We start from the raw sequence: 12,889 nt of genomic DNA on the forward strand, positions 1-12,889 counted from the left end.
GGCGGGCCTTCGGAAGTTCATCGGGACCGGCCTCGCCAGCGCAACGGGGTCGGGCGCCGTGGGGCGCGCTGGCACCGCTCGAGGACTCGATCGACACGGCAAGGAAGCAGATGCGATCCTGGCCGGATCAGCGACCTGCCGACAGGTCGAGCAGCAACTCGTCGAGGACCAGTTCCTCCTCGACCCGTACCCCGTGCTGCCGCATCGTGTCGGCCAGCCCGGGATCCCAGGTCGCCTCGGTCGGTGTTCCGCGCAGCGACCCCGGCACGCCGGCCTTGACCGCGCCCAGGTACGCCACCATGTCGTACCGCCACGGCCGCCACGGCACCCGGGCCGCGAGCAGGTTGGCGATCCGTACCCCGCCCCAGTCGAAGTCGCCGTGATAGCCCAGCTGACAGCCGCTGGCCACCAGCGCGGAGAGCAGGCGCAGCGCCGCCGTCGTCGGCTGTCCGTTGACGCAGACCAGCGGCGGGCAGGCCGAGCCGAGCCGGTCCGCCGCGGCGGCGAGAACCGTCGGGTTCTCGCAGAGGTGGATGGTGGCCCGGCGGAAATCAGACCGCTCGCGGGCGATCTGCCGCAGGGTGAGCACGACCGGTTCGCCGAGCTCGGCGGCGGACGAGGTGAGGGCGTGCAACCGGCTGCCGGGCTCGGCGGGCAGGTTGAGCGCGAGCACCGTCGAGGACAACTCGTCGACGAGTACCCCGGCCGCGTCCCACAGCGCGCGCCGCCGCTCGGCCGCAGAGGCGGGCGGTGACCCGGCGTGCCACCAGGCGGCCCGCACGGCGGAGAGCGCGAGTGTCGACAGTGCACGGTCGGGGTCGAGCGCGTGCGCGTCACCGGTGGCGTGCACCGCGAGCCGGGCCAGCGGTACGCCGCCGGCAGGCAGCTCCGCCAGCACGGCGACCAGCTCGGCGACGAGCCGGGCCGCCGCTTCAGGGGTCCGGCCGAGCCGGCGGAGCAGCGGGAGTGTGCCCGCCTCGGCGTACCAGTCGGCCAGCTCCGCCCGGCGCCCGCACAGCGCCTCCAGCGGGGCGAGTGCGGTGTGCCAGGCGGCGGCCTCGGCGGCTCGGGCGTCCGCGAGTACGGTGACCGCACCACCGAGCAACTCGACCGCGGCGGCCAGGCCCTCGCTGTGCATCCCGCTGCGTCGGACGACCCGGTCGAGTTCGTCGAGGTTGACCGTGAGCGAGCCGCCACGCCCGGGGCGCCGCCCCAACAGCCGCTCCACCGCCCGTCGCTCCTCCTCGGTCGGCTGGTCGAGTGACAGGACCCCGGTGAGCGCCCGGCCGTGCGCCAGCCGGCGGCGTAGCCGCTGCACGAGCCGGGCCGTCTCCGCCCCGCCAAGCTGGCGGCGCAACCGATCCGGGTCCGTCACCCGGCCTCCCAGAGTCCGTTCGCCCCGCCGTCCGGGCCGGCGGAGGTCGGCGGGGCGCCGGACTCGGGATCGCGCTGCCGGGGCGGCTGCGCCACGGTACGGGGCAGCCGGTGCCGCTCGCGGCCGTCCCACCGCCACGGCGTGACCAGTACGGCGTCGATGCCCTCGTGCCGGGCCAACTGGGCGATGCCGAGCCCGGGAACCTGCGGGTAGCAGCCCCACTCGCGCTCGCTGGTCATCACCACGTCCAGGTCGAAGGTGGCGAGCAGGCCGAGGCACTTGGCCCGGGAGTCGTCGTCGACCCCGGCGAACGCCTCGTCGAGCGCGATCAGCCTCGGGGCGTACGGGTTGCCGGCGGAGCCGTAGTACGACGAGGCGGCCGCGAAGAGCGGGATGCTGGCGGCGAGCACCCGTTCGCCGCCGGAGGCCGGGCCGGTCGCCGGACGCCACTGCCCGTCCTGGCGGCGCTGCACCGCGAACTCGTGCCAGGCGCGGTAGTCCAGGGCCCGGGTGAGCTGTTCGGTCCAGGTGGCCGCCTCGTCGCGCAGGCGTTCCCGGTCGATCTGCTGTTGCAGGAACGTGCCGACGCTACGCCGATCCTCCTCGTTCCACACGTCGGTACTCTGCCGCAGTTGCCGGGCGCGCAGCTCGGCCAGGCCGGCGGGCGCGTCCCTGGTCGGCCGCCAGAGCAGCCGCAGCCGCATCCCGGTGGAGGTGGGACGCGAGTCCAGCTCGCCGTTCATGCTCTCCACCTGCCGCTCGGCGCCGGAGATGAGTTCCTGCAACGCCCCGGCGACCTCGTTGACCAGGTGGGTTTCCAGCACCTCCCGTTCGTGTGCCGAGAGCACCCGCTGCCGTTCCTCGATCTCGCCGACGAGTGCCGTGGCCAGGTCGGCGACGGTACGCGGATGCCCCTGGAACACGACCTCCACGATCATCGTCTCCTCCCGTACCGCGGGCAGCACCTGGTGCCCGTGCCGGGAGAGGTTGTCGGCGAGCAGTTTGACGTCGACGCTGACCTGCTGTTGCAGGCGTTCCCACCGGGCATGCTCGGTGTCGACCTCGGCGAGCAGCCGGTCCACGCCACGGGCCAGCGCCACCGCCGGGGTGGCCGCCCAGGGCTGTCCCGGATCGGGCAGCTCCAGGTCGGGGCAGACCAGGCCGATCAGGCCGGTGCCGGCGAAGGCGCGCAGCGCCTCGACGGCCTCGTCCCGGCTGCGGCTGACCTCGTCGAGTTCCCGTTCGAGCCCGTCCCGCCGGCCGCTGGCGACACCGCGGGCGTCGCGGGCCGCCCCCTCCTGCTCGCGGATGTGCCGCCGGGCCTCCTCGCAGCCGGCCAGCGCCCCGGTCACCTCGCTGATCTGCCGCTGCAGTTCGGCGACGGAGGCGCCCGCCGTCGCGTCGAGCGTGTCGAACTCGATCCGGGCGGTCGTGGCCTGCTCCTGGGCCGAGGCGGCCTCCTCGGCGGCCGGTTCGAGCCGGACCAGCCGCTCCTGGTACGCCCGCCGCGCCGCGCCGTGCCTCCGCGCCGCCGCCTCCGCGCCGGTCACCGCCGGCCACCACGCGGCGAGCGCCACCTGGTACGCCTGCAACCCGTCGCGTACCGCGGCAAGCTCCTCGGCGGCGTACGGCAGACCGACGTCGGCGGCGAATTCGGTCGCCGCGGTGAGCGCGGCGGCGGCTGTCCCGGCGGCGGTTTCCAGCTCCGTCCGCGCCTCGTCCCGCCGGGCGAGTGTTTCCCGGCGGTGGTCGTAGGCGGTCCGGACCAGGGTGTGCGCCTCGTGCACCGGTTGGTCGGACGGAAGCCCCTCGGCCTCCTCGGTAACCCCTCGGCGCCGCTCGTCGAGCGCGGCGCGCTGACCGGCGAGGTCGTCGACGAGCGCCGACAGTTCGTCAGCCTCGTGCCGCAGCGTGGCGACGCGGGCCCGCCGGGCTGCCGCCCGGGCCCCGTCGCCGATGTGTTCGGCCGCCGGTTTCGTCCACCGCCCGGCGACGATCCCGGTGCCGTACCGGCCGTCCGCGTCGACCCAGGTCACCGCCGTCGATCCGGCGCCGTAGCCGATCGCGGCCAGTACGTCGGCCACCAGCCGGTCGGTGAGCGTGGCGGCGGCGGGATCGGCGGCGTCGATGGCCGGCCGGAGCAGACCGTCGAGGTTCGCCGGCACCGGGCCGGCCGGGCGTAGCTCCGTCTCGCCGGAGACCGGGCCGGCCGGGCGCAGCACCGTGTCGCCGGAGACCGGGTCGCGCAGCGAGCCGTCCGGGTCGAGCCAGGCGTCGAGTACACCGGCGGCCTCCAGGGCGGCTTCGATGCCGGCCCGGTCGGCGTCCGGCACGCTTTCCGCGAAGTCCACCACCCGCCACAGCGGTGCGCCAGGCCGGTCCGCGCGGACCTCCGGAACCCGGGTGTGCGGTGCCGGCGGCGGCTGGTGTACGCCGTCGGCGAGCCGTCGCAACTCGGCGTCGATCTCGTCCAGCCGGGCGCGGGCGCGGCGCTGCTCGGCCTCCAGCGCGGCGTCCTGCCGGGCGATCGCCTCGGTGGCCGAGGTGGCGGCGCGGGTGATCTCCCGGGCCGCCGGGTTGTCGCCGGCCAGCCCGGAGACCCACTGCTCCAGCCGGGCGAGTACGGCGTCGGGGTCGGTCACGGGCAGTTCGACCAGATTGGCGAGGTGCTCCCGGACCAGTCGTACCAGCAGGTCGGCCTGCTGGGTCGCGGCCGTCTCCGCATCGGCGACCCGCAGGTCGGCGGCGGCCAGCTCACCGTCGAGCCGGTCCAGGTCTCCGCGCGCCCGGTCCGCCCGGCCCTGGGCGGCACCGGCCGTCTCACGCAGCCGTTCGAGGGTACGCAGTGCGCTGGTCCACGCCTCGACCAGCTCCGTGGCGGCGCGGGTCGCCGTGGCCACCCCTCCACTCCCGGCGTGGCCCGCTCTGGCCGGCCCGCCAGCCTGTGCGCCGGTCGGCCCGCCAGCCTGTGCGCCGGTCGGCCCGCCAGCCTGTGCGCTGGTCGGCTCGCCGGTCTGCTCGCTGGTCGGGGCGCCCGTCGGGTCGGTCGCGAGCGCGGCGACGACCCGATCCCGGTGCCGGTCGGCGATCATCGCCCGCTCGGCGCTGTGTGCCACCACCTCCCGGGCGTCCGTCTCGGCCTTCTCCGCGTGTCGCAGCTCGCCGGCGGCCTCGTCCAGGCTCCGGCGGTTGCGCGCGACGTCCGCCTCGATGTCCTGCAGGCGTTCCTGCTGGCGGCGGGCGAACAGGGCCCGCTGTTCGGCGATGTCCCGCAGCCGGTGCAGGTGCTCCGCTGTCCGCGCCTCCGGGCTCTCCGCGAGTGCCTGCCGCCGCGCCGTCAACCCCTGCTGCTCGTAGTCCAGTTCGCCGAGCCGGGCCTGTGCCTGCCTGACCCGTTCGTCCGCCTCCGTGTACGCCCGCTGCGCCTCGGCAAGGTCGCGGCCGAGCTGCTCGTAACGGCTGTGCCGCTGGCGCAGGACACCGGCCTTGCGCTTGGTCGCCACCTGTGCGTACCGCCGGTAGCGGGCCAGGAAGTCGTCGGCGGCACGCTTGGTCTCCGCGAGTTCCCGCAGCGTCTCCCGCTCGTCGTCGAGGCTGCGGAACGCCTCGGCGACCTGCGCGATCAGGTTCTCGTCGAGCGGTGGCAGGGCGTCGCTGAGCGCCCGGGAGAGAGTCTTCTCGTCCGGCCGCTTCGACAGCTGTGGCTGACGCAGCTTGATGAGCAGCGAGATCAGTGCCTCGTACCGGTTGCCGAGGCCGAACAGTGCCTCGTCGACGGCCCGCCGGTAGTCGACGGCGCGGTCGTAGACCGTGCCGGCACCGCCGAGCGCGTCGCGGAGCCGCTCCCGGGCCGGTGCCGTGCCGGTCGGGGAGAGCAACTGGAGGTCCCCGCCGACCCGTTGGCTGGTGACGAAGAACCAGTGCCGGGCGATACCGCGGCCGGAAACGGCCTTCAGCCCGGCACCGATCGTCAGGAAGTGCGTCCGGCCGTCGGCGTCCCGGCGGCCGAACTCCAGCCAGGTGTAGCCGAGCCGTTCGGGGTGCGGGTGCCGGCCGCCGAGCAGCAGGTTCCATTCCATCCGCTTGTTCGGGTCACCGTCCGGCTCCACCCGGTACGGTGCGAGGTCACCGTCGAGCAGGAAGGGCAGGGTCAGGGCCAGCACCTTGGACTTGCCGGTGCCGTTGTTGCCGCGCAGCAGCAGGCTGCCGCCGTGGAAGTGGAACTCCTCCTGGTCGTAGTAGAAGATGTCCACCAGCCCGGCACGCAGCGGCTGCCACCGCACCCGCTCCGGCGAGGGCAGCCCCTCCGGCGAGGGCAGCGCCTGGGGTGGGGGCGGCGTCACAGCACGGGTTCCTTCCGTTCGCGGATGGTCGGCTCGGCCAGGGCGTACCGGGCGATCGCCGGACGGGCGAGCACGAGCGGGTCGTCGGTCGGCTCGACGGTGATCAGTTTGAGGGCGCGCAGCGCCTCCAGCGCGGTCGCCACCAGGTCGATCTCGGCGCCCGGATCGGTCGCGTGCTTGCGCCAGTACGACCTGTGCTCCTGGGCCAGTTTCCGGGTGTGCCGGTGTAGTTCGCTGACCCGTACGCCCCGGTCGGCCGTGGCGATCCGCTCGGCGAGCAGCAGGGTCAGGTGGCTCTGCATGCCCTCTGCGGGCATCCGGACGTCGGTGAGTTCGTCGGCCGGGTCCACCAGCGCGATCCCCTCGGCCCGCACCTCGGCGACCAGTCCGGTCAACTGGGTGATCCGGTTGACCAGTGCGAACCGCTGACCGGTCAGGTACGCCCGCTCGGGATCGGAGAGTTCGTCGTAGTAGATCACCGGCTGTTCCAGCAGCAGCCGGGTCAGCCGGTGGCGCAGCGCCCGGTTCCGCGCGTCGTCGAGGTCGAGTACGACATCCTGGGTCAGCGCGTCCAGCCGCCCGGCCGGGGTCGACTCGGAGATCATCGACGGGCCGCAGGTGGCGGCGAGCAGCCCGGAGATGACCCGGCGGTCCACGTCGTAGAGGACGTCCCCGCTGCCGCCCAGATAGGCTTCCTCGTCACCGGCCACCCGGCGCAGCACGCCCCAGCGCAGCAGCAGCCGGACCACCGCCACCATGTCGGCGCGGCGCTCCCGCCGCTGGAGCGTGAACGTGAAGCCGGTGCCGGCGAGCGCCGGCTCGGCAGCGGCCAGCACGATCTCCTCGGCCAGCCGGCCCAGCGTCACCTGGCCGTCGGCACGTTCCAGCACGGCCAGGGCCAGGCAGGTCAGCACGTACCGTTGCCGGGAGAACGGGGTCTTCGCGCGCGGATCGCGCGCGGGATGGGTCTCGTCGTACGGGTCGGCGGTGAGCTTCATCAGCCGGATCGTCTGCGCGTCGGCGACGAGCCGCCAGCCGGTCTCCCGTTCGAACCACTCCCGCAGCTCCGTCGCGTACGCCCGGACCAGCCGGAACTCCTCGTCGTCGGCGAGACCGGCGACCAGCAGAGGACGGGCGAGCAGAATCCGTGCCGCCTGCCGCAGCCGCGCCGCAGGCTCGTCGGCGACGGAGAGCCGGGTCCTGCTCATCGGGCGGTCAGCGCGGCGGTCGGAGCGAGATCGGTGATCTCGATCATGTGGTCGGGGCCGGTGAGCACGCCGTCCCGGGTGACGATGCGTACCGGCGGAGCGTGCGTGATCCGGGCGAGCCGGACCAGCAGCGTACCGTCGGACGTGGTCGTGACCACCTCGTCGGCGTCCGGTCGCCGGGCGGCGAGCGCGTCGCCGAGCAGTTGCAGGAAGAGCCGGAACTCGGCGCTGTCCAACTCGCCGAGTCGCGCCAGCGTGGTCGGGCCGCCGGTGGCGAGCGCGGCCCGGGCCCGGGCCACCTCCGTAGCCTCGCGTTCCATCCGCTCGGCCAGGTGTCTGCGCTGTTCGGAGCGGTCGATGATCCGGTTGGGGGAGCCCCGCCGCTCGTACGACCCGGTCCGGCGCAGCCGGGGGCTGATTTCCAGTCGCGGTGCCTGTGCCCAGGGTGTGGCGGCGGGCACCGGCTCCCCGTCGTCCCGGGCCAGGCTCTCCGGGGTGGTGCTGAGGTGGCGTGCGGGGGAGAGGCCGAAGGCGGTGTGCCAGAGCCGGTGCGCGGACTCGTCGTCGGGGGCCTGGGCGAACCAGAGCGCCAGCGTCCGGAAGTCGGCCGAGCGGTCGGACCGGCCGGCCCGCCGCTCGTTGATCGCCGTCACCGTGCCGAGTAGCTGGCGGATCGCACCGATCGCCGCCGATCGCAGCAGCCTGGCCTGCGACTGCCGGCCGCCGTCGGCACTGACGAACCAGTCGCGCAGCCCCTGCCAGCGCTGCTGCCAGGCCGCCAGCGCCTCCCGCGCGGCGGCCTGCCGCGCCTGCTCGTCGGCGTCGTCGACCGGTGCGGCATCGGTCGCCTCGCGCCGTGCCGCCACCTCCAGCAGCGGGAGCACCCCCGCCTCCTCGATCTGTCCGGCCAGTGCGGCGATCTCGGCGCCTCGGTTGGCCAGGTCCGCGATGAACCGTTCGAGGTACGAGATCAGCTGCTCCTTGTACGCCAGGAAGACGTCGACCTCCGCGTCGGCGAAGTCGACGGTACGGCGCAGCGACGCCATGAACGCCTGCGCGTTGTCGGCCAGCCCGGTGAACCGGTCGACCAGACTCATCAGCAGCAGGTGCGTCTTCGCCGGGTCCGGCGGATCGCCCGGCCCCGCCCCGGTCGCGCTCGCCTCGGTGGCGATGACCAGCAGCGCGCGCAACTGGGCCGCGATGTCCGACAGCGCGACCGACTGCAACGCGCCGCGCCGGGCCACCGCCTCCTCGTAGACGGCGATCGCCTGTTCGGCGGCGTGACCATGCGGGCTGAGCTGGTAGAGGTAGCGGGCCCGGTGGAAGTCCTCGACGGTGGTGACCCGCCCGGTGTCGGGGTCGGCCCGCAGGTTGCCCCACTCCGCGAGCTGGGTCAGGGCGGCGGTGACCGCCTCGGCCGCGGCGCCGGTGCCGAGCTCCGCGAGTACGTCCTCCGGCCGCAGGTGCACCGTGAAGCGTTGCTTCGCCCGGACGAACGTCGCCAGGACGGCGCGGTAGAGCGCTGCGTTCTGTGCTTGCAGGTGTGCGAATGGCTGCGCCGAGGAGTTGGTCCGAGCGGACATCGCGCCATCATCGCACCGACGATGCCGGCCTGGGGCGCACCGCCCCGGGTCTTCGGCGCCGGGCTGCGGTGCGGCGCTGGCGCAACGGTGGACGCAGGAGCGTGAACTACTCCGGCAGATTCTGGTGGCCGGGGCGGCCACAGCGGTCCGCCGTACCCGCCGTTGCGGAGGTGACGGTGCGGCACCGAGCCGCGTGACGCTGGTGTTGCGAGCTCATTTAGTTGTCTTTATAGTTCGACAACAATGGATGGCTTGCCGCGTGCCGGTAGAGCCCCTCCCGTCGAGCGTCCGGAGGAATCGTGAGGCGTACCCGCAGGTTGCTGCTGTTGGTCGGGCTCGTCGCGGCGGTCGCGGCGGCGCCGGTGGCGGTGGTCGCCCAGGCGGCCTCGACGCCGACCGCCTCGTTCGCCAAGGTCTCCGAGTGGGGATCGGGCTGGGAGGGCCGCTACACCATCACCAACGGCGGCAGCACCGAGATCACCTCGTGGCGGGTGGAGTTCGACCTTCCGGCCGGGACGACCGTCGGCTCCCACTGGAACGCGACGCTGGTCAGCAGCGGCCAGCGGCACACCTTCGGCAACCTCTCCTGGAACGGCCGGATCGCCCCCGGTGCCTCGGTCACCTTCGGCTTCATCGGAAGCGGTACAGGCGCCCCGAACGGCTGCCGGCTCAACGGCCAGCCCTGCGGCGGCGGCACCGGGCCCAGCCCGACCCCGACGGTGAGCCCGACCGGGGTCCCGCCGACGGTCCCGCCGGGCGGGCGCACCCCGGTGGCGGCGAACGGGCAGCTCCGGGTCTGTGGCCGGCAGCTCTGCAACGCCGCCGGCAAGGCGATCCAGTTGCGCGGGATGAGCACGCACGGTCTCCAGTGGTACGCCAACTGCGCCACCCCGGCCTCGCTGGACGTGCTCGCCAGGGAGTGGCAGGCCGACGTACTGCGGATCTCGATGTACATCCAGGAGGGCGGCTACGAGACCGACCCGCGTCGCTTCACCGACCTGGTGCACGACTACATCGAGCTGGCCACCGCCCGGGGCATGTACGCCATCGTGGACTGGCACATGCTCACCCCCGGCGACCCCAACCACAACCTGGAGCGGGCGGGTACCTTCTTCGCGGAGATCGCCGACCGGCACCGGGCGAAGAACAACGTGATCTACGAGATCGCGAACGAGCCGAACGGGGTGGCCTGGAGCGCCATCAAGAGCTACGCCGACCAGATCATCCCGGTGATCCGTACCCGGGACGCCGACGCGGTGGTGCTGGTCGGCACCCCCGACTGGTCGTCCCTGGGCGCCTCCGGCGAGGGTGGCGGCGCGGACGTGATCGCCGCCAACCCGGTGAGCGCCGGCAACGTGATGTACGTCTTCCACTTCTACGCCGCCTCGCACGACGACTACTACCTCGACACGGTGACCCGGGCGGCGGACCTGCTGCCGCTCTTCGTCACCGAGTTCGGCACCCAGGACTACTCCGGGGACGGCCCGAACGACTTCACGATGGCCCAGCGCTACCTGGACCTCTTCGCCAGTCGGAAGATCAGTTGGGTTAACTGGAACTTCTCCGACGACTTCCGCTCCGGTGCGGTCTTCACCACCGGCACCTGCGCGGCCGGCGCGTTCGGCGGCACCGCCCGGCTGAAGGAGGCCGGGGTCTGGATCCGGGACCGGATCCGCACCCCGGACGACTTCTAGGAACGGCACCGGGTCGACGCCGCCGACGAGCCACGCCGTCGGCGGGTCGAGGTAGACCGCAGACGGCGGGGGTCAGACCAGCAGCAGGGTCTTGCCGATCGCGGTACGGTGCTCGATCGCGGCGTGCGCGTCGGCGGCCCGCTCCAGCGGGAACGTCTGACCGATCAGCGGCCTGATCCGGTCCGCCGCCACCTCGGCCAGCGCCTGTTCCAGGTACGCGTGGAACTGGTCCGGGCCGAGCTGCACGGCCTCGATGCCGGTCACGGCGACGCCCCGGGCCCGGGCCACCGCCGCATCCACGGTGCCGAACGTGCCGGCCGGGGTGCCGTGTGCCGAATACCGGCCACCGCGCTCGACCAGCTCGAACGCGGCTCGTCCGTAGTCGCCGCCGGCGCCGTCGAGGAGCACGTCGAGCCCGCCGGTCGCCTTCCGTACCCGGTCGGTCCAGTCCGGCGCCGAGTAGTCGACCGGTACCTCGGCGCCGAGTTCGCGGACCCGGTCGAGCTTGGCGGTGCCCCGGGCGGCGGCGACCACCGTCGCGCCGGCCGCGTGCGCGAGTTGGACCAGGATCGCGCCGAGCCCGCCACCGGCGGCGGTCACCAGTACCCGTTCGGCCCGGGCGAGCTTGACGATGTCGGCCAGCGCCAGGGCGGTGACCCCGTCGTGCAGCACGGCGGCGGCGTCCCGCAGGTCGACCTCGTCGGGTACGACCGCCAGGCCGGTGACCGGGACGAGGGCGCGTTCGACGTATCCGCCGGCCGGGCCGGTACGGGTGACCACCCGCCGGCCGAGCCAGTGCGTGCCGACCCCCCGACCGACCGCCGTGACGGTGCCGGCGACACCGACTCCGGGCCGGTACGGCGGGCGCACCGGAAAGACGGCACCGCCCCGGCCGCTCCGCACCATCGTCTCCACCCACAGCGTGTCGGCGGCGGCGACCTCGACCACGACCTCGCCGGCTCCCGGGACCGGCTCGGGCACCTCGACCGGCACCAGCACCTCGGGTCCACCGAACCGGGGCACCTCGATCGCGCGCATCCCGACCACCTCCAGCGTCGACGCCACCGGGACGCGTACCCGCGCCCCCGGCACCGTCAAGGCTGCGACCTCAGCCGCACTTGAGGTCAATACCCCGGGTCCGACTGTGTGGTCCGTTACTACGCCTGGTGGGGTGGTAACAGACCACACTCGTCTGGTCGATACTCGCGGCAGCGAGCCGAGGAGGAGACCGGTGCCGAGGAGCCACGACTACCAGTTGACCGTCACCTGGACCGGAGCCGGTGAGGCCGGCACGGTCAACTACCGCGACTACGGCCGGGACCACCGGGTCACCGCCGACGGGCCGGCACCGCTGCTCGGGTCCGCCGACCCGACGTTCCGGGGCGACCCGGCCCGGTGGAATCCGGAACAGTTGCTGGTCGCCGCGCTGGCCCAGTGCCACATGCTCTCGTACCTCAGCCTCTGCGCCCGGGGCCGGGTGGTGGTCGTCGGGTACGTCGACGAGGCGGTCGGCACGATGGTCGAGAGCGGGGACGGCGGCGGCGCGTTCACCGAGGTCGTACTCCGGCCCCGGGTGACCGTGGCCGCGCCGGAGATGGTGGAGCGGGCGACCGAGCTGCACGAGCAGGCGCACAAGCTCTGCTTCATCGCCAGCTCGGTCGACTTCCCGGTCCGCCACGAACCGGTGGTCGAGGTCGCGACCGCCGGCTGAGTACCGGCACCGGCCCTGCGGGTGCGGCGGCCCGACCGGCGCCGGGGGTCATGCCGGCACCCGGTCCGCGTCGGTTACCGCCAGCCGGCGGGAGTTCTCCACCGCCATCGTCTGGATGTCCTGCTCGGTGAAGCCGGCTTCGAGTAGGCGGTCGGCGAAGAGTGCGAGGCCGTCCTCGACCGGTGGGTTGAATGGTTGTCCGAGGTCGCTGGAGAGTATCGAGTGTGCGATGCCGACGGTTCGGATGTTGTCGAACAGGTTGTCCCAGGAGACCTTTCCGGTGTACGCGGTGGTGTAGCAGCGTTCGAGCAGGGCGCCGGCTTCGGCGAGTTCGCGTTGCTGGTCGGCGGAGAGGCGTTGTGAGGTGAACTCGGGGTGGGTGACGACGATCCGGCGTACCCCTTCCTGCCTGGCGGCGTGGACCACGGCGAGGATTTCCGGGCCGTTGAGGTGTCCGGTGGCGAGGACGAGGTCGTGTCGGGCGATGACCCGGAGTACCTGGCGGACTCGTTCGAGTACGTGTCCGTGCGGGTCGAGTACCTCGACGATGTCGGGGACGATGCCCTGGGCGTGCAGGTCGGCCTGGAGTGCTCCCCACATTGCCGGTTTGGCGCCGGGTAGGTCGGTGGCGGTGCTGCGGCGTTGGTTGCCGGAGTCGACGGTGGGCATCCAGATGATTCGGGCGCCCTGCCGGCCGGCGATCTCGACGGCGGCCGGGTTCATCCCGCCGATCGTGCCGTTCAGGGTGAGTGCGCCGAGGACGTCCACTCCTGGTATCGCCTTGCGTACCACGGCCGCGCGTTCGGCGGTCGGCACGTAGTGGGACTTGAGGACGAAGCCGGCGAGTCCGACCTCGGCGAACCGGCCGGCCAGGTCGAGGTCGTCGATGCGCCGCTCCATCACGTCGGGTGCGATGTGCACGTGGGTGTCGTACGCCCCCCGCACCAGGGCACGGGCACGGGCGGACGGGACGGG

The 12,889-nt window shown here is 73.4% G+C and carries 8 protein-coding genes; 2 read left to right on the forward strand and 6 right to left on the reverse strand.

Features of this window, described 5'->3' with window-relative positions; translation table 11 throughout:
• Positions 1–127: 127 nt before the first annotated feature.
• Genes R6Y94_RS41885 through R6Y94_RS41900 form a run of 4 tightly spaced genes read right to left on the reverse strand, consistent with a single transcriptional unit; the run spans position 128 to position 8,509 of the window.
• Positions 128–1,375 carry a TIGR02679 family protein gene (locus R6Y94_RS41885; RefSeq protein ID WP_318402644.1) on the reverse strand — a complete coding sequence of 416 codons (1,248 nt, stop codon included), beginning with the start codon at positions 1,373–1,375 and terminating at the stop codon, positions 128–130.
• Positions 1,372–5,718, reverse strand: coding sequence for a TIGR02680 family protein (locus R6Y94_RS41890; RefSeq protein ID WP_318402645.1), 4,347 nt, complete (start codon positions 5,716–5,718; stop codon positions 1,372–1,374). Before R6Y94_RS41890 ends, R6Y94_RS41885 begins: the two co-directional genes overlap by 4 nt.
• Positions 5,715–6,926 (reverse strand): TIGR02678 family protein, encoded by a 1,212-nt coding sequence (locus tag R6Y94_RS41895; protein ID WP_318402647.1) that lies wholly within the window; start codon positions 6,924–6,926, stop codon positions 5,715–5,717. The genes R6Y94_RS41890 and R6Y94_RS41895 overlap by 4 nt, the downstream gene beginning before the upstream one ends.
• Positions 6,923–8,509 (reverse strand): TIGR02677 family protein, encoded by a 1,587-nt coding sequence (locus R6Y94_RS41900; protein WP_318402649.1) that lies wholly within the window; start codon positions 8,507–8,509, stop codon positions 6,923–6,925. The genes R6Y94_RS41895 and R6Y94_RS41900 overlap by 4 nt, the downstream gene beginning before the upstream one ends.
• 299 nt (positions 8,510–8,808) lie before the next feature.
• Here R6Y94_RS41900 and R6Y94_RS41905 point away from each other — a divergent pair, with 299 nt between their 5' ends.
• The gene (locus R6Y94_RS41905) at positions 8,809–10,203 is read left to right on the forward strand and encodes a cellulase family glycosylhydrolase (RefSeq protein WP_318402651.1); all 1,395 of its coding nucleotides are present in this window, start codon (positions 8,809–8,811) and stop codon (positions 10,201–10,203) included.
• A 72-nt stretch (positions 10,204–10,275) separates the two neighbouring features.
• Here the strand turns inward: R6Y94_RS41905 and R6Y94_RS41910 are convergent, their stop codons facing one another.
• On the reverse strand, positions 10,276–11,295 hold the full coding sequence (locus tag R6Y94_RS41910; protein WP_318402661.1) for a zinc-binding dehydrogenase: 1,020 nt from the start codon (positions 11,293–11,295) through the stop codon (positions 10,276–10,278).
• A 139-nt stretch (positions 11,296–11,434) separates the two neighbouring features.
• Between R6Y94_RS41910 and R6Y94_RS41915 the strand changes: the two genes are divergently transcribed.
• A complete protein-coding gene (locus R6Y94_RS41915; RefSeq protein ID WP_318402652.1) occupies positions 11,435–11,914 on the forward strand; it encodes an OsmC family protein in 480 nt (159 codons plus the stop codon).
• A gap of 48 nt (positions 11,915–11,962) precedes the next feature.
• Here the strand turns inward: R6Y94_RS41915 and R6Y94_RS41920 are convergent.
• Positions 11,963–12,889 (reverse strand): DUF6282 family protein (locus tag R6Y94_RS41920; protein ID WP_318402654.1); only part of this gene is annotated, 927 nt, incomplete at its 5' end.

Source organism: Plantactinospora sp. KLBMP9567, assembly GCF_033446045.1.
Classification (GTDB): domain Bacteria; phylum Actinomycetota; class Actinomycetes; order Mycobacteriales; family Micromonosporaceae; genus Plantactinospora.